The 25,149-nt window shown below is 69.7% G+C and carries 26 protein-coding genes; 14 read left to right on the top strand and 12 right to left on the bottom strand.

Annotation, left to right across the window (positions count from 1 at the left end):
• Window positions 1-91 precede the first annotated feature (91 nt).
• The 9 genes from iolD to YWM_RS0112805 are packed head-to-tail and all read right to left on the bottom strand — an operon-like array spanning window position 92 to window position 9,483.
• Window positions 92-1,981, bottom strand: coding sequence for a 3D-(3,5/4)-trihydroxycyclohexane-1,2-dione acylhydrolase (decyclizing) (iolD, locus tag YWM_RS0112845; protein WP_028851075.1), 1,890 nt, complete (start codon window positions 1,979-1,981; stop codon window positions 92-94).
• A complete protein-coding gene (iolB, locus tag YWM_RS0112840; RefSeq protein ID WP_028851074.1) occupies window positions 1,978-2,880 on the bottom strand; it encodes a 5-deoxy-glucuronate isomerase in 903 nt (300 codons plus the stop codon). The genes iolD and iolB overlap by 4 nt, the downstream gene beginning before the upstream one ends.
• Window positions 2,873-3,781 (bottom strand): Cgl0159 family (beta/alpha)8-fold protein, encoded by a 909-nt coding sequence (locus YWM_RS0112835; protein WP_028851073.1) that lies wholly within the window; start codon window positions 3,779-3,781, stop codon window positions 2,873-2,875. Before YWM_RS0112835 ends, iolB begins: the two co-directional genes overlap by 8 nt.
• Complete coding sequence (iolC, locus tag YWM_RS0112830; RefSeq protein ID WP_028851072.1) at window positions 3,772-4,707, bottom strand: 5-dehydro-2-deoxygluconokinase; 936 nt, start codon at window positions 4,705-4,707, stop codon at window positions 3,772-3,774. Before iolC ends, YWM_RS0112835 begins: the two co-directional genes overlap by 10 nt.
• Complete coding sequence (locus YWM_RS0112825) at window positions 4,704-5,480, bottom strand: ATP-binding cassette domain-containing protein (RefSeq protein ID WP_028851071.1); 777 nt, start codon at window positions 5,478-5,480, stop codon at window positions 4,704-4,706. Before YWM_RS0112825 ends, iolC begins: the two co-directional genes overlap by 4 nt.
• Entirely contained in the window at window positions 5,477-6,559 is a 1,083-nt protein-coding gene (locus YWM_RS0112820) for an ABC transporter permease (RefSeq protein ID WP_052344846.1), read from the bottom strand. Before YWM_RS0112820 ends, YWM_RS0112825 begins: the two co-directional genes overlap by 4 nt.
• Window positions 6,560-6,567: 8 nt before the next feature.
• Complete coding sequence (locus tag YWM_RS0112815; RefSeq protein ID WP_028851069.1) at window positions 6,568-7,572, bottom strand: sugar ABC transporter substrate-binding protein; 1,005 nt, start codon at window positions 7,570-7,572, stop codon at window positions 6,568-6,570.
• Between the two features lie 22 nt (window positions 7,573-7,594).
• Window positions 7,595-8,482 (bottom strand): TIM barrel protein, encoded by an 888-nt coding sequence (locus YWM_RS0112810; RefSeq protein ID WP_043660912.1) that lies wholly within the window; start codon window positions 8,480-8,482, stop codon window positions 7,595-7,597.
• Window positions 8,482-9,483 carry a Gfo/Idh/MocA family protein gene (locus YWM_RS0112805; protein WP_028851067.1) on the bottom strand — a complete coding sequence of 334 codons (1,002 nt, stop codon included), beginning with the start codon at window positions 9,481-9,483 and terminating at the stop codon, window positions 8,482-8,484. The genes YWM_RS0112810 and YWM_RS0112805 overlap by 1 nt, the downstream gene beginning before the upstream one ends.
• A 145-nt stretch (window positions 9,484-9,628) precedes the next feature.
• Between YWM_RS0112805 and YWM_RS0112800 the strand changes: the two genes are divergently transcribed.
• Both YWM_RS0112800 and YWM_RS0112795 read left to right on the top strand, forming a co-directional pair.
• Window positions 9,629-10,618, top strand: coding sequence for a LacI family DNA-binding transcriptional regulator (locus YWM_RS0112800; protein ID WP_028851066.1), 990 nt, complete (start codon window positions 9,629-9,631; stop codon window positions 10,616-10,618).
• Between the two features lie 4 nt (window positions 10,619-10,622).
• Window positions 10,623-11,339 (top strand): class I SAM-dependent methyltransferase, encoded by a 717-nt coding sequence (locus tag YWM_RS0112795; protein ID WP_043660910.1) that lies wholly within the window; start codon window positions 10,623-10,625, stop codon window positions 11,337-11,339.
• On the opposite strand, the gene YWM_RS0112790 is transcribed toward YWM_RS0112795, so the two are convergent.
• Window positions 11,336-11,806 carry an Lrp/AsnC family transcriptional regulator gene (locus tag YWM_RS0112790; protein WP_028851064.1) on the bottom strand — a complete coding sequence of 157 codons (471 nt, stop codon included), beginning with the start codon at window positions 11,804-11,806 and terminating at the stop codon, window positions 11,336-11,338. The genes YWM_RS0112795 and YWM_RS0112790 overlap by 4 nt on opposite strands.
• 100 nt (window positions 11,807-11,906) lie before the next feature.
• Between YWM_RS0112790 and YWM_RS0112785 the strand changes: the two genes are divergently transcribed.
• From YWM_RS0112785 to YWM_RS23475, 4 genes are all read left to right on the top strand, one after another.
• On the top strand, window positions 11,907-13,064 hold the full coding sequence (locus tag YWM_RS0112785; RefSeq protein ID WP_028851063.1) for a trans-sulfuration enzyme family protein: 1,158 nt from the start codon (window positions 11,907-11,909) through the stop codon (window positions 13,062-13,064).
• Between the two features lie 187 nt (window positions 13,065-13,251).
• Window positions 13,252-13,407 carry a DUF6131 family protein gene (locus YWM_RS26455; RefSeq protein ID WP_169720988.1) on the top strand — a complete coding sequence of 52 codons (156 nt, stop codon included), beginning with the start codon at window positions 13,252-13,254 and terminating at the stop codon, window positions 13,405-13,407.
• A 47-nt stretch (window positions 13,408-13,454) separates the two neighbouring features.
• Entirely contained in the window at window positions 13,455-13,862 is a 408-nt protein-coding gene (locus YWM_RS23480) for a hypothetical protein (protein ID WP_052344845.1), read from the top strand.
• A gap of 102 nt (window positions 13,863-13,964) precedes the next feature.
• The gene (locus YWM_RS23475; protein WP_245566024.1) at window positions 13,965-14,672 is read left to right on the top strand and encodes a hypothetical protein; all 708 of its coding nucleotides are present in this window, start codon (window positions 13,965-13,967) and stop codon (window positions 14,670-14,672) included.
• Window positions 14,673-14,674: 2 nt separating this feature from the next.
• On the opposite strand, the gene YWM_RS0112765 is transcribed toward YWM_RS23475, so the two are convergent.
• On the bottom strand, window positions 14,675-15,565 hold the full coding sequence (locus YWM_RS0112765) for a ferritin-like domain-containing protein (RefSeq protein WP_245566023.1): 891 nt from the start codon (window positions 15,563-15,565) through the stop codon (window positions 14,675-14,677).
• A 101-nt stretch (window positions 15,566-15,666) separates the two neighbouring features.
• On the opposite strand from YWM_RS0112765, the gene rimP reads away from it, so the two are divergent.
• The 6 genes from rimP (at window position 15,667) to rbfA (ending at window position 21,373) form a co-directional block, all read left to right on the top strand.
• On the top strand, window positions 15,667-16,296 hold the full coding sequence (gene rimP / locus YWM_RS23470) for a ribosome maturation factor RimP (protein ID WP_084612382.1): 630 nt from the start codon (window positions 15,667-15,669) through the stop codon (window positions 16,294-16,296).
• On the top strand, window positions 16,293-17,339 hold the full coding sequence (gene nusA, locus YWM_RS0112755) for a transcription termination factor NusA (protein ID WP_028851061.1): 1,047 nt from the start codon (window positions 16,293-16,295) through the stop codon (window positions 17,337-17,339). The genes rimP and nusA overlap by 4 nt, the downstream gene beginning before the upstream one ends.
• Window positions 17,234-17,755, top strand: coding sequence for a YlxR family protein (locus YWM_RS25710; protein WP_342664945.1), 522 nt, complete (start codon window positions 17,234-17,236; stop codon window positions 17,753-17,755). The genes nusA and YWM_RS25710 overlap by 106 nt, the downstream gene beginning before the upstream one ends.
• Window positions 17,756-17,843: 88 nt before the next feature.
• Window positions 17,844-20,588 (top strand): translation initiation factor IF-2, encoded by a 2,745-nt coding sequence (gene infB / locus YWM_RS23460; protein ID WP_028851060.1) that lies wholly within the window; start codon window positions 17,844-17,846, stop codon window positions 20,586-20,588.
• A gap of 4 nt (window positions 20,589-20,592) precedes the next feature.
• The gene (locus YWM_RS0112745) at window positions 20,593-20,886 is read left to right on the top strand and encodes a DUF503 domain-containing protein (RefSeq protein WP_028851059.1); all 294 of its coding nucleotides are present in this window, start codon (window positions 20,593-20,595) and stop codon (window positions 20,884-20,886) included.
• Window positions 20,887-20,914: 28 nt separating this feature from the next.
• Window positions 20,915-21,373: a 30S ribosome-binding factor RbfA gene (rbfA, locus tag YWM_RS0112740; RefSeq protein ID WP_028851058.1), complete on the top strand. Its 459-nt coding sequence runs from the start codon at window positions 20,915-20,917 to the stop codon at window positions 21,371-21,373.
• Between the two features lie 324 nt (window positions 21,374-21,697).
• On the opposite strand, the gene YWM_RS0112735 is transcribed toward rbfA, so the two are convergent.
• Entirely contained in the window at window positions 21,698-22,714 is a 1,017-nt protein-coding gene (locus YWM_RS0112735) for a TRM11 family methyltransferase (RefSeq protein WP_028851057.1), read from the bottom strand.
• Between the two features lie 72 nt (window positions 22,715-22,786).
• On the opposite strand from YWM_RS0112735, the gene YWM_RS0112730 reads away from it, so the two are divergent.
• Complete coding sequence (locus tag YWM_RS0112730) at window positions 22,787-23,836, top strand: DHH family phosphoesterase (RefSeq protein ID WP_052344843.1); 1,050 nt, start codon at window positions 22,787-22,789, stop codon at window positions 23,834-23,836.
• A complete protein-coding gene (locus YWM_RS0112725; RefSeq protein ID WP_028851055.1) occupies window positions 23,833-25,122 on the top strand; it encodes an MATE family efflux transporter in 1,290 nt (429 codons plus the stop codon). Before YWM_RS0112730 ends, YWM_RS0112725 begins: the two co-directional genes overlap by 4 nt.
• The last annotated feature ends 27 nt before the right edge of the window (window positions 25,123-25,149 follow it).

The raw sequence follows: 25,149 nt of genomic DNA, 5'->3' as shown, positions 1-25,149 counted from the left end.
CGCGAAGGCTCCGCGATCCCGGTCGCGTCAGTGGGCGAGGTACCGCAGCTGCCGGGGGCTTGGCCGCGAAGGCTCCGCGATCCCGGTCGCGTCAGCGGGCGAGGTATCGCAACTGCCGCGCCTTGGCCGCCTCGAACTCTTCCCGAGCCGCCGCCGTGTCCGGGCGCGAGGACACTTCCGGTACCCCGACCTCCCACCACGCGCCGGCCTCGGTCCACGTGCTCGGGTGGGTCCGCAGCACGACGACGGCGGGCCGCCGTTCGGTGAGCGCACGTTCCCGAGCCTTCGCGTAGGCGTCGGCGAACTCGTCCGGCTCGGTCACCGGCAACACGAAGCAGCCGAGCGAAGCCGCGTGCGCGACGAAGTCGACCTGCGGGGGAGTGGCGTGCGCCGTGCGGCATTCGGAGAACATGTTGTTGAACGCCGCGCCGCCCTGGCCGCGCTGCAACCGGTCGATGACCGCGAAGCCGCCGTTGTCGCACACCACGGCGACGAACGGGTGTCCGGCGAACGCGGCCGAGTACAGCTCCGAGTTCAACATCAGGTAGGAACCGTCGCCGAGCAGCGCGGTGACCAGTCCACCGCGCTCCAGCCGGTCCTGCCGCGCCATCGCGGCACCCCACGCGCCGCACAGCTCGTACCCCATGCAGGAGAAGCCGTACTCCACGTCCATCGTCGGCTCGGTCGCATCCGTCACCGTCCGCCAACCACCGACCAGCTCGCCCGGCAACCCGCCGGACGCGGTGAGCACGTAGTCGTCCGGCCCGCTGGCGGCATTCACCTCGCCGACCACCTGGGCGTACGTGGCTACACCGTCGACGGGGGAGCGCAGCGTGTCGACGTGTGCGTCCCACTTCGCCCGCTCGGCGGCGGCTCGCTCGGTCCACGACGGGGACACCCGCCAGTCACCGAGCGCGCCGGTCAGCTCGGTCAGCGACTCAGCGGCGTCGCCGACCACGGCAACCGCACCGTGCTTGACCGCGTCGAAGCGCGCCACGTTGATCGACACCATCCGCATGTCGGGCGCGAACACGGTCCACGACGCCGTGGTGAAGTCCTGCAGCCGGGTGCCGACCGCGAGCACGACGTCGGCTTCCGCGGCCAACGTGTTGGCCGACGACGACCCGGTGATGCCCAGCGGGCCCGCGTAGTTCGGGTGGTCGTGCGGCACCAGCGTGCGACCCGCGGTCGTCTCCACCACCGGGATGCCGTGCTTGGTGGCGAACTCCACCGCTTGCCGGCCGGCCAGCGCGTACCGCACGCCGCCGCCGACGACCATCAGCGGCCGCTCGGCCTGACGCAGCACGTCCGCGGCCTCGGCCAGCTCGCGGGTGTCCGGCCGTGGCTTGGGAATACGGTGCACCACCGGCTCGAACAGGGCCCGCGGGAACTCGTGCGCCTCCGCCTGGACGTCCTGCGGCAGCGCAAGCGTCACCGGGCCGGCCGTCTCCGGGTCGGTCAGCGTCCGGACGACCTGGGGCAACGTCGCGATGAGCTGTTCCGGCCGGGTGATCCGGTCGAAGTAGCGGGACACCGCCCGGAACGCGTCGTTGACCGTCATCGTCGGCTCACCGAAGTGCTCCACCTGCTGCAGCACCGGGTCGGGCGCGCGACCGGCGAACGTGTCGCCGGGCAGCAGGAGGACGGGCAGCCGGTTGGCGTGTGCCACCCCGGCGGCGGTGACCATGTTGAGCGCACCCGGGCCGATGGACGAGGTCACGACACCGATCTGCCGCCGCTGGGTGGCCCTGGCATAACCGGTCGCGGCCAGCGCCATGCCTTGTTCGGTCTGCCCCCGCCAGACCGGCAGTTGGTCCTGGTATTCCTCCAGCGCCGAGCCGAGGCCCAGCACGTTGCCGTGGCCGAAGATCGCGAACACGCCGCCGAACAGCGGCCCGGTCGATCCGTCGGGCAGCTCGACCCGCTGCGCGGTCAGCCAGCGGACGAGCGCTTGCGCGGTGGTCAGCTTGAGCGTGGTCATCGCACCAGTCCTTGCGCGTTGGTCATCGGGCAGCGCGGATCGGGCTTCTGATCGGCCCACGAGTCGCGGACCCAGCTGTGCGCCGGGTCGTCACAGAACGCCATCGAGCGCTCGTCGGCCGGGCCGGCGAGCACGTTGAGGTAGTACATGGTGTAGCCGGGTGCGGCGATGCACGGACCGTGGTAGCCGCGCGGGATGAGGAACACGTCGCCGTCCCGCACGGTCACGGTCGCGTCGATCGCCCCGTCGCTGGTGTACGTGCGGTGCATGCCGAAGCCCTCCCTGCTCGGCTTCAGCCCGTCGCCGCCGGCGATCCGGAAGTAGTAGATCTCCTCGTTGATCACTTCGCACTCGGTCGCCTCGTCGTGCTTGTGCGGCGGATACGACGACCAGTTGCCGTCCGGTGTGAGCAGCTCGCACGCGTTCAGCTTGTCGGCGTGCTCCCACACGCCCGGGACGCCGAAATTCGTCACCTGCCGGGTGGCGTTGCCGGAGCCGCGGACCTCGACCGGGACGTCCTCCGCCGGGCCGTAACGAGGCTCCAGGCGCCGCGTGCAGCGCGCCATCGGCAGCGCGACCTCGGTCGGCTCGCTCTGCTCGGCAGGGGCTTGCAGGCGCACCTCGGCATCCCGCGGGACGTAGGCGAAGTCGGTCACCGCGGTGAACACCGAGTCCCGGCCGCGCAGCACGAACCGTTCGCCGTCGACCGACACGGTGCAGCCGCCGGACAGCGGGAGTACGAACGCCTCGTACCCGCCGGTGCGGACGACGCGCTCGGTGCCGGGCCGCAGTCGCAGCACCCGCAGCCCTGTGTAGGTCCAGCCGGCCGACTCCGGCGTCAGCCGCACCGGGTCGTCGCCGTCGGCCAGCGTGCCGTGTGGGCGCAACAGTTCAGACATCCTCGTTCGCCTCCACCGACTGCAACGTCTTCGCGGCAGCGGCCACGGCGGCCGCGACATCTCCATCGGGCGGATACAACAGCGCACGACCGACCACCAGCCCGCGCACCACCGGATGACGCAGCGCGGCTCCCCACGACGCCAGGTCCTGCGCCGGATCGTTCGACGGCGCGCCGCCCAGCACCACCACCGGCAGCGTGGTCGCCTCCAGCGGCTCGGGGGAGAGGGCGGCGGGCAGCTTCAGCCACGTGTAGGCCGACGTGGTGCCCAGCCCCGACGCGATCGTCACGGCTCGGGCCAGCGATGCGGAATCCTTCAGCAGCTCGAGCTTGCCGTCCACCCGCCGGTACGGCAGCGGCTCGACCATCGCCAGCAGGCCTTCGTCGGCCAGTTCTGAGACGGCTGCCGCGGCGGATTCCAGCGTCGGAGCGGTGGCCGGATCGTCGTCGACCAGCCGCAGCAGCATCTTGCCGCCGTCCAGCCCGTACCGGGCGATCGACGCCGCGTCGTAGCCGGTGAACCGGTCGTCGATCTCCCACGTGGCACCCGCCAGGCCACCCCGGTTCATCGACCCGATCACGACCTTGTCGTGCAGCGCGTCCAGCAGCAGCAGCTCTTCCACCACGTCCGGGGAGGCGAGCACGCCGTCCACCTCGGGGTTGGCCAGCGCGGTGAGCAGCCGTTCCAGCAGCGAGCGGCGATTGGCCATGGCCAGCGGGTCCCCGCCGATGGCCAGCGCGCCCCGGGCGGGGTGATCGGCCGCGACCAGGAACAACGTGTCCCGGCCCGGTCGCAACAGGCTGCGTCGACGCCGCCGTGCGGCGTACGCCCTGGTGACCGCCGACGGGTCCGTGGCCCGGACCCGCAGCAGGTCGGTCCATTGCGCGTCGGTCAGTCGCACAACATCTCCTCGATCTCGGCGCTGGTCGGCATCGCGTCGGCGCAGGCGAGCCGGGCGGCCACCAGCGCGCCCGCGGCATTGGCGTAGCGGCCGATCTTCTCCGGCTCCCAGCCGGACAGCAGGCCGTGCGCCAGCGCACCGCCGAACGCGTCACCGGCTCCGAGCCCGCACACCACGTCGACCGGCCGGGGCGGCACCGTCCACGAGCCGTCCGCGGTGGCCAGCCGCACCCCGTCGCCACCGAGCTTGATGATCGCCAGCCGGACGCCGTGGTCGAGCATGCGTTTGGCGGCTTCGTCCGGGTCTGCCGTGCCGGTGGCCACCTCGACCTCGGTCCGGTTGCCCACCGCCACGGTGACGTGTGGCAACATCCAGCCGATCTCGCTGCGCGCGGTGTCGATGTCCGGCCAGAACATCGGGCGGTAGTCCAGGTCGAGCACGGTGTGGCTGCGCCGCCCGCGGCGCTGCAACAGTTCGCGCTGCGTGCTCCTGGCCGGTTCGGCGCTCACCCCGGTCCCGGTCACCCACAACAGCGGGACCCGCTCGACGAGATCCCACGGCACGTCGTCCGGGGTCAGCGTCAGATCCGGCGCGATGGGCAGCCGGTAGAACAGCAGCGGCGGATCCTCCGGCGGGTCCAGCGCACAGAACACCACCGGCGTCTGCAGATCCGGTGCGGTGGCCACGTGATCGGGCGACACCCCGAACGATCGCAGCGCCTGCCGGACGTAGTCACCGAACGGGTCCGGCCCGACCTTGGTCACCACGGCGGCGCTGCGCCCCAGCCGGGCCGCAGCGACCGCCACGTTCGTCGCCGTCCCACCCAGCGACTTGGCGAACGTCGACACCTCCGCCAAGCCGACACCGCTTTGTTCCGGGTAGAGGTCGACGCCGACCCTTCCGACAGTCAGGACTTCGACGGTCACGAGGTTTGCACTCCGCGCAGTTCGTGTTCCAGTGCCTCCAGCTCGGCGCCCCCGGCCATCTGCCGGGTGAGCTCGGCCAGGGTGATCTCCGCCTTCGTGTAGTTGCCCAGCGGCGCGCCGCGCTTGAGCAGCAGGAATCGGTCACCGACCGGGTAGGCGTGGTGCGGGTTGTGGGTGATGAGCACTACGCCGAGGCCGCGGTCGCGTGCCTGTGCCACGTAGCGCAGCACCACACCGGCCTGCTTGACGCCCAGCGCCGCGGTCGGTTCGTCCAGGATGAGCACCTTGGCGCCGAAGTGCACGGCACGAGCGATCGCCACGCACTGCCGCTCACCGCCGGACAGCGTGCCGACGGGCTGTTCCACGTCGCGCAGGTCGATACCCATCTCGGCCAGTGCGCGCTTGGTCGTCTCCCGGCCCTTGCGTCCGTCGAGCATGAAACCGAACTTCTTCGGCTCCGCGCCGAGGAAGAAGTTGCGCCACACGCTCATCAGCGGCACCACGGCCAGGTCCTGGTACACCGTGGCGATGCCGGCGTCCAGCGCCTCACGAGGCGAGGAGAACCGCACCGGCTTGCCTTCGAACAGGAACTCGCCCTGGTCGTGCTGGTGCACCCCGGCCAGGATCTTGATCAACGTGGACTTGCCCGCCCCGTTGTCACCCAGCACGCAGGTGACCTCACCGGCCCTGACCTCGGTGGAGACGTCCCGCAGTGCGATGACGTTGCCGTAGGTCTTGCCGATGTTGCGTACCTCGATCAATGGGGTGCTCATCGTCTGACCCTTTCTGCGCGACGCCGTAGCGCGTTGTTCACCAGCACCGCGGACAGCAGCATGATGCCCAGGAAGAGCATGAACCAGTCGCTGTTCCACTGCGCGTAGACGATGCCCTGCCGGGCCATGCCGAAAATCAGCGCACCGATCGCGGCACCGACCGCGGACCCGAAGCCACCGGTCAGCAGGCAGCCGCCGACCACCGCGGCGATGATGAACTGCAGCTCGAGTCCGATGCCCTGGTTGGCTTGCACGCTGGCGAACCGCAGGATGTTGATCGAGCCGACCACCCACCCGGCGAACGCCGTGGTCATGAACAGCAGGATCTTGGTGCGAACCAACGGGACACCGACTGCCCGCGCGCTGGTAGGCGCGCCGCCCACGGCGAAGATCCAGTTGCCGAATCGGGTCTTGACCAGCACGAACGCCGCGATCACGGTCAGCAGGATCCACCACAGCACGGACACCCGGAACGGCTGCCCGCCGATGGAGAACGTCGAGGCGAACAACATCCCGGCCGACTCGTAACCCTCGGTGGCGCGCATCCCGGAGACTTGCACGGTGCCGGTCACCAGGCGCGTGACACCGAGGTTGAGTCCCTGCAGCGCCAGGAACGTGCCGAGCGTGACGATGAAGCTGGGCAGCCCGGTGCGCATGACCAGCCAGCCGTTGAACCCGCCGACGGCCAGCGCGAACACCAGCGACAGCAGCAGCGCCAGCCACACGTTCAGCCCGGCCTGCGTGGCCAGCAGCGCGGTGACCAGCGCGGTGGACGCGGTCATCACGCCCGCGGACAGGTCGAACTCGCCGCCGATCATCAACAGCGCCACCGCGATGGCCATGATGCCCAGCGTCGAGGCGTCGTCGAGCCAGGTTGCCACCCCGCTGAGGGTGAGGAACTGCTCGGTGATCACCGAGAAGAACAGAAACACCACCAGCGCACCGAGCGCGGCGCCGATCTCCGGGCGGACGATCAGCCGGTTGGTCAGGCTGACCGATGCCACCCGTTCATCCTTGGTCGACGTCGTGGCTCGGTCCGATTCCTGGCCCGAGCCAGACGTCGGGGTTGTCACGGACATCGTCCTCCCTACCGTGTGCCGCGCTCGGCGTATTTCGCGACCTTGTCCACGTTGGACTTGTCGACGAAGCCGGGACCGGTGAGCACCGGCTGCCCGCCGCCGAGCGTGTTGGCGTTCTCCACGTACAGCTTGAGCATCACGATCGGCAGGTAACCCTGCTGGTACTGCTGCTGGTCGACGGCGAACTCGATCTCACCCGCCTGCACCGCGGCGACCACGTCGGAGTTCAGGTCGAACGTGGCGACCGTCGGCGAGGAGTTGGCGTCCTTGGCTGCGTTGACCGCGTTCACGGCCACCTGCGGGTTCAACGTCAACACCGAGTCGATGGCGCTGTCCGCCTGCAGCGCGCCGCGGATCCGCGACTCGATGTCGGTCGGGTTGTTGATGTCCACCTGCAGGTTCTTGACCTGGCCGCCGAACCCGCGCTTGGCGCCGTCACAGCGCTGGTTCAGGCCGATGTTGCCCGCCTCGTGGATGACGCACAGCAGCTTCTTCTTGCCGTCCTCCTTCAGCCGCTTGCCCGCTTCCTCGCCTGCGATGTCCTCCTCTTGCCCGACGTGCGCGATGGCGCCGAACTCCTTGCTCTGCGCCGAGCCGGAGTTGATGGTGATGACCGGGATGTCGGCCTCGACCGCGTTCTCGATGGCACCCTTGAGCGCGTCCGGATTGGCCATCGACACCACGATGCCGTCGACCTTGCGGGAAACGGCGTTGTCGATCAGCCTGGCCTGCGCGCCCGCGTCGCCGTCGGAGGCGTACTCCACGCCCACGCCGAGCTGCTCACCGGCGTCCTCCGCGCCGTTCTTGACCACGTTCCAGAAGGCGTCACCCTGTGTGCCGTGGGTGATGACTGCGAAGTTCAGGTCACCGTCGCTGCCGCCTCCGCCACTGTCGCCGCCCTCGCCGGAATTCGTGCCCGCCGGTCCGGTGCACGCGACCATCAACGCCGCGCTCGCGGCAATGGCCAGTCCGGACAGCAGACGCCGGCGGCGGGGGGAGTGATTCGCCCTCATAGTCAACCTCCACGGTGAGATGTCAGCGGCTGGTTGCGCCGATGATCGACTTGAGGTAGCGCATGGAACGCTCCGTGTCTACCTTCGGACGGTCGTCGCTTGCCGTGTCGTGCTCGGGCAGCGCCGTGTCCTGTTCCAGGACGTACCAGCCTCGGTAGTTGGTCGAGTGCAGGACCTGGAGCATTTCGGCGACATCGACGTCACCATCGCCCAAAGGCGCATACAGGCCCTCCGACACCGCTGCGGTGTAGGTGATCTCGCCGCGGCGAACCTGCTCGGCCAGCGCCGCCCGCACGTCCTTGAGGTGCACGTGGCCGATGCGATCGGCGTGCCGCTGCACCAGTTGCACCGGGTCGGTGCCACCGACCAGCAGATGGCCGGAATCCAAGCACAACGGCAGCGTGGAGTCGTCGACGAAGCGCTCGACCTCGGCCTCACTCTCCACATAGGTGCCGACGTGCGGATGAAGCACCGTGCGCAGGCCGTACTCGGATGCGGTTCGCGCGACCGCTTCGGCGGCCTGCACCAGCGTCTTCCACTGCTTGTCGTCGAGCTCGGGACGCTCGTCGTAGCCGGTCAGCCCGGTGGCCGCGGCCAGGACGAGGACCTCCGCGCCACCCGCGGACAACTGTCGCGCCGACCGCGTCGCCACCGCGACCGCGTCGTCGACCGACGTGTGCAGCGGCGTGGCGAGAAAGCCGCCGACCAGCGACAAGCCGAACTCGTTCAACAGCGGCGCCGGGTCGTCCGGGAGGTACCCCGGGGGACCGAGCTCGGTCGCCGTCAGTCCCAGCTCGGCCATCTCACCGAGGACCGTCTGCGGGTCCAGCACGCGACCCCAGCCAGGTACTTCGCACACGCCCCACGAGATGGGGGCAGCGGCCAAGCGGATCGAGTTGGTTCGACTCATCACCCGGCCTCCAATCGCACGGGCTTGCCGGTGCGCAGCGATTCGTCGCACGCTTCGGCCAGCCGCAGGCTGTACAGGCTTTCGCGCGCCGGCGACGGGTTGGCGACCTTCCCCTCGATGACGTCGGCGAACACGCGCAGCTCGTTCAGGTAGGCGTCCTTGTAGCGGTCCATGAACGACTCCCACGGCCGGGTCGGCTCGACCTGCTGCGGCTCGAGCCGGACGACCGGGGTGCGTTCGTTCCACCCCACCGCCAGCACTTGCTTGCTGCCGTACACCTCGAGTTTGCAGTCGTAGCCGATCGGATCGTGCCGTCCCGCGGTCATCTGGGCGTGCGCCCCGGAGGCGAACCGCAGCGTCACCACCGCGTAGTCGACATCGCCGGCGTCGGCGAACGCCTGGTCGACCAGCACCGAGCCGGACGCCGACACCTCGACGACTTCCTCGCCCACCAGCCATGGGACCGCGTCCAGGTCGTGGATCATGCAGTCCTTGAACAGCCCGCCCGAGGTCGGGATGTACTCCTTCGGCGGCGGCACGTGGTCGAGCACCGACGACCGCACCAGATACACCTGGCCCGCCTCACCGGACCGCACCCTGCGGTAAGCCTCGACGGTCGCCGGATCGAAACGTCGCTGGAACCCGACGACCACGTCCACGCCGGACGATTCGATGTCGTCGACCAGCGTGGTCATCGACTCCAGGTCCCCGGCGAGGGGCTTTTCGCACAGGACCGGTGTTCGTCCGCGCACCGCGCGCCGGACCAGGTCCGAGTGCGTGTCGGTCGGCGTCGCGACGAGTACGCCGTCCGCCGCGAGCAGGTCGTCGAACGACGCCACCGCGGTGACGTGCGACGGCAGCGCTGCGGCGACCGCTTCGGCTCGGCCGGGGACGGGGTCGAAGAGCAGGATCTTGTCCGGTGCCGCGTCTCCGTCCAGCTCGGTCAGATGCGCAGCGTGCATCTGACCGATCCGGCCGACTCCGGCGACTCCAATGTCCATCTGTCCTGGCAAACCTTTCGAGTGACTTCCGGAGTGCTATTAGAGCGCTCTAATCGTGACGAGGCTCTCATGTTGTAGCGTTTCGCGCGGAGTGTCAACCCTGCGACACAGCTGCTGGAGGTACTCGGTGGCAAGCCGGCCGACGATGGAGGACGTGGCGGCGCGAGCCGGAGTGTCACGCGCGCTGGTCTCGCTGGTCATGCGCGGCGCGCCGAACGTGAGTCAGGCTCGTCGGGACGCGGTGTTCAAGGCCGCGGAGGAGCTCGGCTACTCGCCGCACGCCATGGCCCGGTCGCTGGCTTCCCGCACGTCGACCGTGCTCGGCGTGATGGTCTCCGACCTGCACAACCCGTTCTTCGCCGAAGTCGTCGACGGGTTGGAGGCGGTGGCCCGCAAAGAAGGTTTCGAGCTGATCATCAACACCGGCAGGCGTACCCCGGCCGGGGAGCGGCAAGCGGTGCGCAGTCTGCTGTCGTTCCGCCCGGCCGGGCTGGCGCTGCTCGGGCCCGCGGTCGCCGCGGCGGAGATCGAGGCGGCGGCCGACCAGGTGCCGGTGGTGCTGGTGGCCAGGGCGACGCGGCTGGGCTCGGTCGACACGGTCAACGATGACGGCAGGGCGGGTTCCGAGCTGGCCGTCGACCACCTCGTCGAGCTGGGACACCGGCGGATCGTGCACTTCGACGGCGGACGCGGGTCGCAGTCGGCGCTGCGTCGCCGTGGCTATCTCGACGGGATGAAGAAGCACGGGCTCGCCGCGTCGGTCATCCGCAGCGAGTACACCGATGTGGCGGGGGCGAAGGCGGTGAAGACGCTGCTGGAGCGCGACGAACCATTGCCGACGGGCATCGTCGCGGCCAACGACATCAACGCCATCGGGGCGATCTCGGCGCTGGAGGAGGCAGGGCTGCGGGTGCCGGAGGACGTGTCGGTGATCGGCTACGACAACACGTCACTGGCCGCGTTGGCGCACGTCGGCATGACCACGGTGGATCAGCCGCGACACGCGATGGGACGTCTGGCCGCGCAGGCCGTGCTCGAACGCGTGCGAAACGGCCGCACCGAACCCGTGCGGCATCTGTTGCACCCCAAAGTGGTCCACCGGCACACCACCGCCCCGCCACCTGCGGCACAGTAGGGGCGTGGAAGCGGCGTGGAGCGCGGCGGACACCGAGGTGTTCGCCCGGTACGGAGACGCATTCGTTCCTCATCGGCGTGCGCAGATCGACATCGTGTGCCGGCTACTCGCGGACATACCGGTCCCGCGGGTGCTGGACCTGTGCTGCGGCGAAGGTCTGCTGTCCGAGGAGTACCTGAGGCGTCAACCTGACGCCGAGGTGCTGCTGTTCGACGGGTCGGCGGACATGCTCGCGGCGGCCGAGCGGCGACTCGAACGTTTCCGGCCGCGGTTCTCGGCCGTCCAAGCCGACATCGCCGACCGTGGCTGGCGGTCGGCCACGAGGTTCGGCGGGGTGATGACGTCGCTGGCGGTGCACCACTTGGACGGCGCAGGCAAGCGCGAGCTCTATCGCGACCTGTGCTCGATGCTCGAGCCCGGCGGGATGTTCGTGATGGCCGACCTGATCGAACCGGCGGGCCCGCTCGCCAAGAATCTTGCCGCCGACGAGTGGGATAGCGCGGTGCGGTCGGCCTCCCGCGAGCTCTACGGCAGCGATGAGGCGGCCGAAGTGTTCGAGCGCGAAGAGTGGAACTACTTCCGCCTGCCCGGCCCGGACCCGCTCGATCGGCCGTCGTCGGTCGCCGAACACCTGACGTGGCTGGCCGAGGCGGGCTTCGTCGAGGTCGACGTGGTCTGGCTGTACGCCGGGCACGCGGTGTTCACCGCGCGCAAGCCCTAGGTCAACACGGTCGGCATCGGGTCGACCACGTGCTTGCGGTGGTGCTCGAAGATCAGGTTGGTGTGTACCTGGGCGACCTCTTTGCGGGTGGTGAAGGCGTCGAGCAGGACGCGCTGCAGGTGCTCGGCGTCGGCCACCGCGACATTGACCAGGAAATCCTCGGGACCGGCCAGATGGGCGACGTAGAGCGTCTCCGGTAGGTCGAGCGCGTATTGCATGAACTGTTCGACGACGGCTCGGGTGTGGGGACGGATCCGTACGAAGATCGCCGCCTGGACCGGCCGCCCGAGCTGAGCCAGATCGACTTCGGCGTGGCTGCCGACGACGACGCCCCGGTCGCGCAGCGCCCGCTGCCGCATCAGGCACGTGGACGGTGCGATGTTCACCCGGGCGGCCAGCACCTTGTTGGACACCCGAGCATCGTTCTGCAGCTCTCGGACGATGGCCGCGTCGATCGCATCAAGCACGGAAACTCCCTGGCGTTGCCGAATTGTGTTCGCTGTCTGCCGCGTTTTCCAGGTCACTGTGCACCATTTGGGCAGCTGCACGGAACCCTGTGGAGGTCAAATGCCTGGCTTGCGCACGACAGCGGTACACGGTGGACGCGACGATCTGGCCGAGCTCGGGGTGCACGCGCCGCCGATCGATCTGTCGACCACGTATCCGATCCCGGACCAGGCCACCGGTGGGGCAGCGCTCGGAGCGTGGGCCGACGGCGCGAGCGAAGCGGACAGCCCGGTCTACGCGCGGCTGCACAACCCGACGGTCGCTCGGTTCGAACGCGCACTGGCGGAGCTGGAGGGCACCGACACCGCGGTCGCCTTCTCCAGCGGGATGGCCGCGATCACGGCGGTCGTGCAGGCCGCGTGCGTCATGGCGGGCAAACCGCACGTGGTGGCGGTGCGACCCGTCTACGGAGGCACGGACCACCTGCTCACCACAGGGCTGCTGGGCACCACCACCACATATGTGTCCGCCGACGAGGTGTCGTCAGCGGTGCGGGACGACACCGGGCTGGTGGTGATCGAGTCCCCGGCCAACCCGAACCTCGACCTGGTGGACATCGCCGATGTCGTGCATCAGGCGCGCGGCGTGCCGGTGATGGTGGACAACACGTTCGCCACCCCGGTGCTGCAGAACCCCGCGAAGTTCGGTGCCGCCTACGTCGTGCACTCGGCGACGAAGTACCTCGGGGGGCACGGCGATGTCCTCGGTGGTGTCGTCGCCTGTGCGGAAGCCTTGGCCAAGCCGGTGCGGCAGCTGCGGGTGCTGGCCGGTGCGGTGCTGCACCCGCTGGCCGGCTACCTGCTGCATCGGGGGCTGGCCACGTTGCCGATCCGGATACAGGCGCAGCAGGCTACGGCGGACGAACTGGCGCGCAGGCTGCAGCAGCACCCCGCGGTCGCCGAAGTGCGCTATCCGGGGCTGACCGGAAGCAGGCTGATCGGAGTACAGCAGCGTGGTCCCGGTGCGATGATCGCGTTCAGCACCGTTGCTGATCCCCATACCGTGGTCAGCAAGCTGCGATTGATCACACCCGCGGTCAGCCTGGGGTCGGTCGACACCCTGATCGAACATCCCGCGGCGTTGACGCATCGCCTGGTGGACGGCGAAGAACTTCGGGATTGTGGCGTGTCCGCGAACCTGCTCCGGCTGTCCGTCGGACTGGAGGACGTCGAGGACCTCTGGGACGACCTCGACGCTGCGTTGAACGCCGTGGCGTAGACCGAGCAGGTCCGAGCGCCCGTATCTGCGTTGCTCCACTCGGCCCAACTTGTCCGGCCGAACAGGTCAACGGTCCGCCTGGCGCGTTTGCGCTAACCCCCACGGGGGGCACCCGCTGGGGCCCCTGGGAGTGAGCAGGAAGCACACCGGGTGGCCGCAAACAGACCGCGATGCTGAGGAGCAACGGATGATCATCTTGGGCTTGATCCTGCTGGTGCTGGGGTTGGTGCTGGACGTCGGCGTGCTGTGGACCATCGGCATCGTGCTGTTGGTCGTGGGTGCCGTGTTGTTCCTGCTCGGCTCGATCAACCGGCCTGTCCTCGGCAGACGGCACTATTTCTGAGTGCCGTCCCCGGCCGCCGAGGTGACCGGCCGCCGAGGTGAGATGACATGACGGAAGCATCGGATCAACAGTCCCCGTTGTCGGCCGGCGAGCAGCTGGATCAGGACAACATGCAGGCGGACCCGCTGGAAGGCGGCGCAGAGCCGCCGGAACGCTGGTCGGGTGCCGATCGGCACGGCATGACCCAGGCCGAGCAGGCCGAGGGTGAGCCGTTGGACGAGCGGTTGCGCCAGGAGAGACCCGATGTCGGCGCCGGTGACACCGGTCAGCCGGATCAGTTCGGTGCCGGTGAGCCGGATCAATTCGACGCAGGCGGCGCGGGCCCGCTCGGTGACGACGAGGTGAGTCAAGGGCGCGAGGACGAAATGCCGCGGATGACGGACAGCCCCGCGGACAACGCCGATCGTGCCGGAGGTGGTGAGGACAACCCCATCCGAGGGTTGGACTCCCACTAGTCGAAGGACCAGCCAGGGGCGGTACTTGAGCAGTCAGGTGCCGCCCCTGGCTGCTGTCGTCGGCTTCGCCTGCGGGCCGACACCGGATACCGTGGCGTGGTCATGAGCGCGAGGCCTAACCCCACGACGGCGTTGAGCCGGGCGGCAGGCAATGGCTCTGCCGCCCGGCATCCGCAAGCGCGCACCGCGCGGCTGCTGTTCCTGCTCGCCTTGGTGGTCGTCGCCGCCCTGTCCAGCGTCGTGTGGTGGTCGATCCGGGGCACCGGCTCGAACAGCCCTGCCGCGCAGACCGGCACCCAGCAGTCTCCGAGCCGCACGGCCGACGACAACGGCGGGGATTCCGCTCGTCCGCCGGTACTGCGCGCAGGCGCCTTCAACTATCACGGGCTGGCCCCACTGCAGACCGACCAGCGCTGCGACAAAGTCTCGTACGGCAAGGTGCGTGCTTGGCTGGCCAAGGAACCGTGCCAGGAGGTCGTCCGCGGGCTGTTCTCCGTGCGTGACGGCGATGCCCGCGCGGCCGTGTCGGTCGTGGTGGTGACGATGCCGAGCCCGGAACAGGCCGAGGAGCTCAAGTCCATGACCGACACCGACGGCACCGGCAACATCGCCGACCTGGTCACCGACGGGACCGTCTCCCTGCCGGACGTGCCGAAGGTGGCGGGCGGCGAATACGCCTCCAGTGTCGACGGTCCCCGGGTCACGATCGTCGAAGCCGCGTTCTTCGCAGACACGCAGAACAACGCCCTGCTCGACGAGATCGCCACGCAGGCGCTCCAGCTCGGGCCACAGATGATCAGCGGGCGGTGATGTCACTCCGGCGCGCCGGGCAGCGGAAGCGCCGCGGGTTTCACGCCCGCCTCCAGCCGCCAGCGCGTCAACCGGGCGCCGGAGGCACACATGGCCGCAACCGCCAGTGACCGCAGTTCGGGCTCGTCACAACGTTCGACGACGCCACGCCAGGCGGTCACCGCGTCGGTTTCGGCCGCGATCACGGCAGCGCGTGCCGAGTTCGGGTTCTTCACCGGCTTCGGTGTGGCATAGGCGGTCTCGGCCAGAACCGGATCGGCCCCGGCCGAGGTCAACGCGTCGCGCGTGGCATCCCTGCGCTCCCGGTGCTCGGCGGCCGCCGCGCGCAGGCCCTTGTCATAGCCGGCGGGCAGGAACGCGGTGACCAGCCCGAGGACCCACAGCGAGGCGTGCTCGGCGGCCAGCGCCTGCTGCAGCGCATCCACCGTTTCCTCGTCCAGTTCCTCCACCTCGGGAGCCGGAAAGCGCTGGGTACGTGGTGAACCCAGCTTGCCGTCCAGTGCGAGCCCGGCGTTGCAGCCGGCCGCCACCGAGGCGAGCAACCCGGCACGTGCCCGGCTCGCCTGCGGGATCAGCTCGACGGCACTCTCGGCTGCCGACGTCAGCCGCTTGCCGAGCGCCCGCATGTTCTTGGCCGGGGACGGTTTCGCGGCGGGCGCAGCCGGACGGTTGGCTCGGTCCACCTCTTGTTGCAGCGCACGTGCCTGCGCGGTGCGCAGCTCGGCGATCTGCCGCGCCACCTTGCCTCCGATCGCCCGTGCGGCGGCGGCGTCCGAACGGGCCGCGGTGGCCATTGCCGACAGCGGATCCGGGGAGTCGTCGTAGCCGCCCGAACACGCGGGCAACGCCGCCAACGGCGCCCCCAGCAGCGCTATACCACTCCATCGAAGCACATTGCGACGCCCCACCTGCACACCCAGCATCCTGCCAGGTGCGTACCTTAAGCTGGACCGACACCCACAACCGCTAGCCCAGCCGAATAGGGGAGATGCTCATGGCCAACGATCTCGCCAGGCGGTTGGAGCCCATCGTGGTCGATGTGGTCGACGGGCTCGGGTTCGATCTGGACTCACTCGAAGTGCAGCAAGCGGGCCGGAAGAAACTGGTGAAGGTCGTGGTCGACGCCGACGACGGGATCGGTCTCGACGAGATCGCCGACACCAGCCGCGCGCTGTCACGCAAGCTCGACGAGCACGATCACCTGATTGCGGGCGCCTACACCCTCGAGGTCACCTCACCGGGCCTGAACAGGCCGCTGACGCAGCGCAGGCACTGGCGCCGAGCCCGGTTCCGGTTGGTCAAGGTCACGCCGACCGAAGGGCAGCCGTTCGTCGGCCGGGTTGGCTACGCGGGTGAGAAGTCCGCGCGGGTGCTGGTGAACAAGCAGTTCGTCGACGTCGCCTACGCGTCGGTGTCCTCCGCGGTGGTCGAGGTGGAGTTCAAGCAGCCGCCCACCGAAGAGCTGAAGATGATCGAGGCGGACGAGGCGGAACAGGCCGAGCGCGAGGGCGTGGCCGCCGATGCGGCACCCGGCGCCGGTCAGCGGCACACTGGAAAGCGAGCAGCAGGCACCAGCAAGCCTGCCTCCCCGGGCTCGGCGACCAAGGAGGATGACGCCCGATGAACGTGGACATTGCCGCGCTGCGGGCGATCGAGCGGGACAAGGACATCCCGTTCGAGACTGTGTTGGAGGCCATCGAGTCGGCCCTGCTGACCGCGTACAAGCACACCGAGGGGCACCAACCGCACGCCAAGATCGACATCGACCGCAAGACCGGCTACGTGCGGGTGATCGCCTATCGGCTGGACGAGCACGGTGAGCCGATCGAGGAGTGGGACGACACCCCGGAAGGCTTCGGGCGGATCGCCGCGACCACCGCGCGCCAGGTCATCCTGCAGCGGCTGCGGGATGCCGAGCACGAGAAGACCTACGGTGAGTTCTCCGCCAAGGAGGGCGAGATCATCGCCGGCGTGGTCCAGCGTGACGCGCGGGCCAACGCACGCGGCATGGTCGTGGTGGCCTTCGGCGACACCGAGGGCGTCATCCCGGCGGCCGAGCAGGTGCCGGGGGAGCGGTACGACCACGGCACCCGGTTGAAGGCCTACGTCTGTGGCGTGTCTCGCACCGTGCGCGGGCCCCAGATCACGCTGTCGCGTACGCACCCGAATTTGGTGCGCAAGCTGTTCGCGCTCGAGGTGCCGGAGATCGCCGACGGCACGGTCGAGATCACCTCGGTGGCGCGGGAGGCCGGCCACCGCACCAAGATCGCGGTCCGGTCGACGGTGCCGGGCGTCAACGCCAAGGGTGCGTGCATCGGCCCGGTCGGCGCGCGGGTGCGCAACGTGATGAGCGAGCTGGCCGGCGAGAAGATCGACATCATCGACCACTCGGACGACCCGGCCACGTTCGTCGGGAATGCGCTCTCGCCCGCGAAGGTTGTCTCGGTACGGGTGATCGACGAACGCACCAAGACCGCACGCGTGGTGGTGCCGGACTTCCAGCTGTCGCTGGCGATCGGCAAGGAAGGCCAGAACGCGCGGCTGGCCGCGCGGTTGACCGGGTGGCGCATCGACATCCGCAGCGATGCCGAAGCAGCAGCCGCGCCGGAGCCCGCACCCGCCGGTCCGGGGGCCGGTTCGGCCACCACCGGCACGCCGGAGCAGTAACCACCCTCGGTACGCATTGGACCAGAGCGATAGACTCGACTGTGCCGCAACACCAGCCGACGACTTCCCCGCACGCAGCATCCGGTCACACACCGGTCCGCACGTGTGTCGGGTGTCGGAAGCGGGGGTTGCGCAGCGAGCTGGTGCGAGTTGTCGCACTGCGCGGGCACGTGGTCGTCGATCACCGTCGACGGCTGCCTGGCCGGGGTGCTTGGTTGCATCCTGATCAGGCGTGCTTGGCACAGGCGATCCGGCGAAAGGCTCTGCCCAGGGCATTACGGGTTTCTGGGCAGCTGGACACCGGGGAGCTGGAGGAGACCTTCGGCAACGAACTCGCCACCGGCACGCGACATGAGGAGGGGCACGGCAGACCCGTGCCACGCCGAGGTAACAGGAAGCAGGTCGACCCGTCATGAGTCAGCCGTGAAGCTGAAGCCATGAACGCGCGACAGTAAGGACGAGGTCAGCGGGTAGCGCCGCCGGCCTCTGCAGATGAGGAGAGCAGTGGCAGGCAGAGCCCGCGTACACGAGCTCGCGAAAGAGCTCGGGGTAACGAGCAAAGAAGTACTCGCCAAGCTGAAGGAGCAGGGCGAGTTTGTGAAGTCGGCATCGTCGACGGTCGAGGCCCCGGTGGCCCGACGGTTGCGCGATGCGTTCGGTGGGGGCAAGAAGGCCGACGAGAAGAAGTCGGACAAGGCTGCGTCCGCACCGGCGAAGCCGGCGGCAGCCAAGACCGACACCGCGGCCAAGCCTGCGGCGCCGAAGCCGGACACGAAGGAGCAGCCGGCTACGCAGACGCCGCAGCAGGACAAGCCCAAGCCGGCTGTGCCCAAGCCAGGCGACATCAAGCCCGGGCCCAAGCCGGGCTCGGCGCCCACGCCGAGCGTCGTCCCGCCGCGACCGCAGGGTCCGAAGCCGGGACCGAAGCCCGGTCCGCGTCAGCCGCGAGTCGGCAACAACCCGTTCGGTGTCGGTTCCGGTTCCGCGCCGCGTCCCGCACCGCCCCGTCCGGGCGGTGGCGAGCGGCAGCCGCGTCCCGGCCGTCCCGGCGAGCGTCCGGCGGCCAGTGGCCGTCCGAGCCCCGGCAACATGCCGCCGCGCCCGAACCCGGGCATGATGCCGCCGCGTCCGCAGCGGCCCGCCGGTACCGGTGGTCCCGGTGGCCGTGGTGGTCCTGGCGGCGGCCGCGGCCGTGGCGGACCCGGTGGTCCGCGTGGCGGTGGCGGCGGCGGTTTCCGTCCCGGTGGCGGCGGCGGTGGTTTCCGCGGCGGTCCCGGTGGCCCACCCGGTGGTGGCGGCGGTTTCCGTGGCCGTGGCCGCGGTGGTGCCGCGGGTGCGTTCGGCCGTCCCGGTGGCCCGAGCCGCAAGGGGCGCAAGTCGAAGCGGCAGAAGCGCCAGGAGTACATGGAGAACATGCAGGCGCCCACCGTCGGTGGCGTGCGCCTGCCCAAGGGCAACGGTGAGACCATCCGCCTGCCCCGTGGTGCTTCGCTGACCGACTTCGCGGAGAAGATCGACGCGAACCCGGCGTCGCTGGTGCAAGTGTTGTTCCATCTCGGCGAGATGGTGACCGCGACCCAGTCGGTCTCCGACGACATCCTCGAGCTGCTCGGCTCGGAGATGAACTACAAGGTCCAGGTCGTCTCGCCGGAGGAAGAGGACCGCGAGCTGCTGGAGTCCTTCGACATCACCTACGGCGAGGACATCGGCACCGAGGAGGACCTCGAGTACCGGCCGCCGGTGGTGACCGTCATGGGTCACGTCGACCACGGTAAGACCCGGCTGCTGGACACCATCCGGAAGTCGTCGGTCGGCGAGCGCGAGGCGGGTGGCATCACCCAGCACATCGGTGCCTACCAGGTGGCCACCGAGCTGGACGGCGAGGAGCGGCTGATCACCTTCATCGACACCCCGGGTCACGAGGCGTTCACCGCCATGCGTGCCCGTGGTGCCAGCTCGACCGACATCGCGGTGATCGTGGTGGCGGCCGACGACGGCGTCATGCCGCAGACGGTGGAGGCGATCAACCACGCCCAGGCGGCCAAGGCACCGATCGTGGTGGCGGTCAACAAGATCGACAAGGAAGGTGCCAACCCGGCCAAGATCCGGCAGCAGCTGACCGAGTACGGCCTGGTCGCCGAGGAGTACGGCGGCGACACGATGTTCGTCGACATCTCGGCGAAGCAGGGCACGAACATCGACCAGCTGCTGGAAGCGATCCTGCTGACCGCGGACGCGGCGCTGGATCTGCGGGCCAACCCGGACATGCCCGCCCAGGGTGTGGCGATCGAGGCGCACCTGGACCGCGGACGTGGTCCGGTGGCCACCGTGCTGGTGCAGCGCGGCACGCTGCGGGTCGGCGACTCGATCGTGGCGGGCGAGGCCTACGGCCGCGTGCGCCGCATGGTCGACGAGCACAACGAGGACGTCACCGAGGCGCTGCCGTCCCGGCCGGTGCAGGTCATCGGCTTCACGTCGGTTCCGGGTGCGGGTGACACGTTCCTGGTGGTGGAAGAGGACCGCACGGCCCGCCAGATCGCCGAGCGGCGTCAGGCCAGGGCTCGGGCCGCGCAGAACGCGCAGAAGCGCAAGCGCATCAGCCTGGAGGACCTGGACTCGGCGCTGAAGGAGACCAACCAGCTCAACCTGATCATCAAGGGCGACAACTCCGGTACCGTCGAGGCACTGGAAGACGCCCTTATGAAGCTGGATGTCGGCGACGACGTCGAGCTGCGGATCATCCACCGCGGCGTCGGTGCCATCACCGAGGGCGACATCAACCTCGCCATCGCCGACAACGTCATCGTGCTGGGCTTCAACGTCCGGGCCGAGGGCAAGGCCACCGAGATCGCCACCCGCGAAGGCGTGGACGTGCGCTACTACACGGTGATCTACCAGGCGATCGAGGAGATCGAGAACGCCCTCAAGGGCATGCTCAAGCCCGAGTACGAGGAAGTCGAGCTCGGCAGGGCAGAGGTCCGCGAGGTGTTCAAGTCGTCCAAGTTCGGCACCATCGCCGGCTGCCTGGTCACCTCGGGCGAGATCCGCCGCAACGCCAAGGCGCGCCTGCTGCGGGACAACGTGGTGGTCGCGGAAGACCTGCAGATCGCGTCGCTGCGCCGGTTCAAGGATGACGCCGTCGAGGTCCGCGAGGGCTTCGAATGTGGTCTGACCTTGGGCAAGTACAACGACATCAAGGTGGACGACGTCATCGAGACCTACGAGCAGCGGCAGAAGCCTCGCGCGTAGGTAGGTGTACGTCGGAGTGCTGGAGCTGGACGTCGTTCTCGGCGACGTCCGCTCCCTCAAACAGAAGCGGTCCGTGGTCCGCCCGGTGATCGCCGAACTGCGCAGACGGTTCGATGTGGCGGTCGCCGAGGCGGGCCACCAGGACCTGTATCGCCGCACGTTGATCGGAATAGCCGCGCTGTCGGTCGACGCCGGTCACGTCGGCGAGATACTCGATGCCTGCGAACGACAGGTAGCGGGCCGTCCGGAGCTGGAGCTGGTGTCGGCACGCAGGCGCTGGCTCGGCCCGGACGATTAGACAACGAAAAGTCAAGGAGGGGTGCGCGGTGGTGGATCACGCCCGCGCGCGGAGGTTGGCCAAGCGGATCGGTCAGATCGTGGCCTCGACCATCGAGCACGAGATCAAGGATCCCCGGCTCAACTACGTCACGATCACCGACACCCGGCTGACCGGGGATCTGCGCGACGCCACGGTGTACTACACGGTGCTCGGCGAGAGCGTCGACGCGGAGCCGGACATGGCAGGCGCCGCGGCCGCGCTGGAGTCGGCCCGCGGGCTGCTGCGCAGCAAGGTCGGTGCCGGGACCGGTGTCCGGTTCACCCCGACGCTGACGTTCGTGCCCGACAACGTGCCGGAGTCCGCGCGGCACATCGACGAGCTGCTGGCGAAGGCGCGCGCCGCCGACGCCGAGGTGGCGCGGCGGGCGACCGGGGCGAAGCCTGCCGGAGACCCGGACCCGTACCGCAAGCCGGTCGACGAGGACGCTGACGAGAACGCCCGGTAGGCGGCGCTTCACCCGGGTGGAGCACCCCGCTGATGCAGGGTGCGAGATCGGCGGGAGGCTCGGCTCCCCGCGCACCGCGAAGGGCTGCGGGGCCGCCGGCCGAGAGCTGTCCGGCGCTGTGAGTGGCGCTTGCGCGCGTGGCACCCCGCCGCGGCGGACCCCGTACCGGCCTCGCCGCCCGGCTGCGGCCTGCGGCGCCTCTTGCCGGGCTGCGGCGCCTCTTGCCGGGCCGCCGCGCCTCTCGCCGGGCCGCCGCGCCTCTCGCCGGGCCGCCGCGCCTCCTGCGGGCAGCCCCAACCGCCACCCGCCGCGCTCCGCTCGGCCCTATGCGGGCTTGGTCGCCACCACCAGGTCACGCACGATGGCGTGGTCCACGCGGTGCGCGAACTGTTCGTAGGGCGCTCCTTCACGGGGCTTCAACCCGGCGCGGCTGAGGATGTCCAGCAGCTCCGCGCGCGGCAGCACCAGGTCGTTCCACGAGATCCCCAGTGCGCCGCCGGGCTTGAGCACCCTGGTCCACACCGGCACAGCGGCGGCCAGGAGGTCGCGCGGGCTCCGCTGCAACTCGCCGCTCTGCCTGCTGCCGTGCTGCACGCCGTACGGCGCGTCGGTGACGATCACGTCGAACGCATGGCGCCCGAAGATCTCGTCCACGTGGAGCGTGTCCGTCGCTCGGAACGACAACGTTCGCGACCGACCGGCCTTGAACTCCTCCTTCGTCGGCGCGTACGTGATGTCGAGCCGACGGCCCAGCTTGTGCTTCTGTCGCCGCAACTGGCCGGATTCCGCGGTGTGCTTGAACCGTTTGGTCCGCAGCCACGTCTTGATGAACCGCTCGTACGCCTCGAAGTCGCGCTCCAGCAGCTCGACCCCGGTGGCGTCGAAGCCGTACATCATCGCCTGATTCAGTGTCGTGCCGCGGCCGCACAGCGGGTCCAGCACGTGCAGCGGGCGACGCAACATGGCCAGTGGCTCGGCCATGGCCAGGCACGTCACGTTCAGCAGCAGCCGGGTGAACTGCTCGTTCGTCTTGCCGGAGTACTTCTGGATGGTCAGCAGATCGGAATCGAACTTGTCCAGCGGCCGGATCCTCACCGGACGCAGCAAGTCCGGCTGCACGCGCTCGAACAAGCCGTACAGCGACGAGGCGTTGGACAGCAGCGCCAGCCGCTGCTCGGTGAGCTCGGGCGTGGTGAAGCGGACGTAACGCAGTCCGCCGAGTTCGACGTCATCGATGTCGGCGATCCCGCCGACCGCTTCACTGAACGCCGCGAGTTCGGCGCGCATCAGCCGCGGCGCGTCCTCGGCGTAGACCCGGTTCGCCGATGGCAGTTGCAGGATCAGGTACTCGGATGACACCGAACGATGGTAGTGCCCGTGCTCGATGTCGGAGTGGCCGCGTAGCTTGCTGGTGTGAACTCCAGCCACTCCAGTCACAACGGGGCGTCGCCGAACGCGGTCGACCAGGCCGCGCGCCTGCTGGCCGACCAGGTGCCGTCCGGGGAGGTCACGCTTCTCGGCCACATCGATCCGGACGCCGACGCGTTGGGCACCGCGCTCGGACTCGGGCACGCGCTGCACGAGGCCGGGGCGACCGTACGGGTCAGTTTCGCGGAGCCGGACGAGGTGCCGCACTCCCTGCGCGGTCTGGACGCCGCGGGACTGCTGACGCGCCCGAGCGACCTGCCGCAAGTCGACCAGGTGCTGGTCGCCGTGGACACACCCAGTCCAGCACGGCTGGGCTCGCTCGCTCCGCGGGTGGAGCGCACGGTCGAGGCCGGTGGCTCGGTACTGGTGATCGACCACCACGCATCCAACCTGTTCTACGGCACACACCACGTGGTCGACACCGAGGCGGAGGCGAGTGCGGTGGTGGCGATGCGTGTGCTGGACGCCATGGGCCTGCCGCTGACGGAGCCGGTGGCACGCGGGCTGTATGCCGGTCTCGTCACGGATACCTCGTCGTTCCGGCGGGCCCGGCCGGAGACCCACCGGCTGGCTGCGCGGCTGATCGAGGCAGGGGTCGACCCCGACGGGCTCGGCCGCACCCTGCTCGACGACCACCCGTTCACCTGGCTACCGATGCTGTCCCGGGTGCTGGCCGGGGCACGACTGGAACCCGCCGCCGCCCGCGGACTCGGCGTGGTTCACGCGGTCGTCGACCTGGAGGCCGCGCGTGACGTCCGGGTGGAAGAGGTCGAGAGCGTCATCGACATCGTGCGGTCGACCACCGAGGCCGAGGTGGCCGTGGTGCTCAAGGAGCAGCAGCCACGCGGCAGCACGCGCCGCTGGTCGGTCTCGCTTCGCGCCAAGAGCGTGATCAATGTCGCCGCGGTGGCGCGCAGTCTCGGTGGGGGAGGTCACCACCTGGCCGCCGGCTGTCGCATGGAAGGCGATCCGCAGCGCTGCGTCGAGGCTCTGCTGGACGCGTTGGCGCAGGCTCCGCTGCTGGAGCGCCGGTGAGCGCACGGGAAGTCTTCCGGCTGGCTGTCCCCGCGCTGGGCGTGCTGGCCGCCGAACCGCTCTACGTCCTGGTCGACACCGCCGTCGTCGGTCATCTCGGCGCGCTTCCGCTGGCCGGTCTCGCAGTGGGCGGTGTCGTGCTGGCTCAGGTCTCCGCGCAGTTGACCTTCCTCTCGTACGGGACGACCGCGCGCACCGCCCGCTTGCACGGAGCCGGGCGCCGGAAGGACGCGGTGTCCGAGGGCGTACAAGCCACGTGGCTGGCGCTGGCGGTGGGTGTAGTGGTGCTGGTCCTCGGCCAGCTGCTCGCCGAGCCGATCGCCGGGGCGCTGGCCGGGGCCGACGACATCGCGGCGAACGCGGTGTCGTGGCTGCGCATCGCCTTGTTCGGCGCGCCGCTGATCCTGGTCACCATGGCGGGCAACGGGTGGATGCGCGGGGTGCAGGACGCCCGTCGCCCGCTGTACTACGTGCTGGCGGGCAACGGCATCTCGGCCGTTCTGTGCCCGCTGCTGGTCTACGGCGTCGGTTGGGGCCTGGAAGGCTCGGCGGCGGCCAACGTGGCGGCGCAGACCATCTCCGCAAGCCTGTTCCTGCGTGCGCTGGCGCGCGAGGACGTTCCGCTGCGACCGCAGCCGCAGGTGATGCGCGCCCAACTCGTGCTCGGCCGGGATCTGGTGCTGCGCAGCCTGTCGTTCCAGGCGTGCTTCTTGTCCGCCGCGGCGGTGGCAGCCCGTACGTCCGCCGAAGCGGTCGGCGCCCACCAGATCGTGTTGCAGCTGTGGACGTTCCTGTCCCTGGTGCTGGACTCGCTGGCGATCGCTGCGCAGTCGCTCATCGGTGCGGCCTTGGGTGCGCACGCGGCGGACCGGGCCCGGAAGCTCGCCAGGCAGATCACCGGCTACGGCCTGGTCTTCGGCTGCATCCTGCTGGTCATCTTCGCGTCCGTGCACGGCGTGTTGCCGAAGGCGTTCACGTCCGATGCGGGTGTACTGGCCGAGGTGCCGGGCGCCTGGTGGTTCTTCGTGCTGCTGCAGCCGATCGCCGGCGTGGTGTTCGCCCTCGACGGCGTGTTGCTCGGCGCGGGCGACGCGAAGTTCCTCCGAAACGCCACGTTGGCCAGCGCCATGCTCGGCTTCCTGCCGTTGATCTGGCTGTCGCTCAGCTTCGGCTGGGGACTGGTCGGGATCTGGACCGGGCTGGCCGTGTTCATGCTGCTGCGGCTGGCCGCCGTGGTCGGCCGCTGGCGGTCCGGCCGGTGGGCGGTCGTCGGCGCCGAGCGTTGACCGCCCGGCGGGCGCCGCCTACGTCGG

Source organism: Thermocrispum municipale DSM 44069 (genome assembly GCF_000427825.1).
In the GTDB taxonomy this organism is placed as follows: Bacteria; Actinomycetota; Actinomycetes; order Mycobacteriales; family Pseudonocardiaceae; genus Thermocrispum; species Thermocrispum municipale.
The sequence above is the reverse complement of the archived record's forward strand: the minus strand, read 5'-3'. Positions and strand labels throughout refer to the sequence as shown.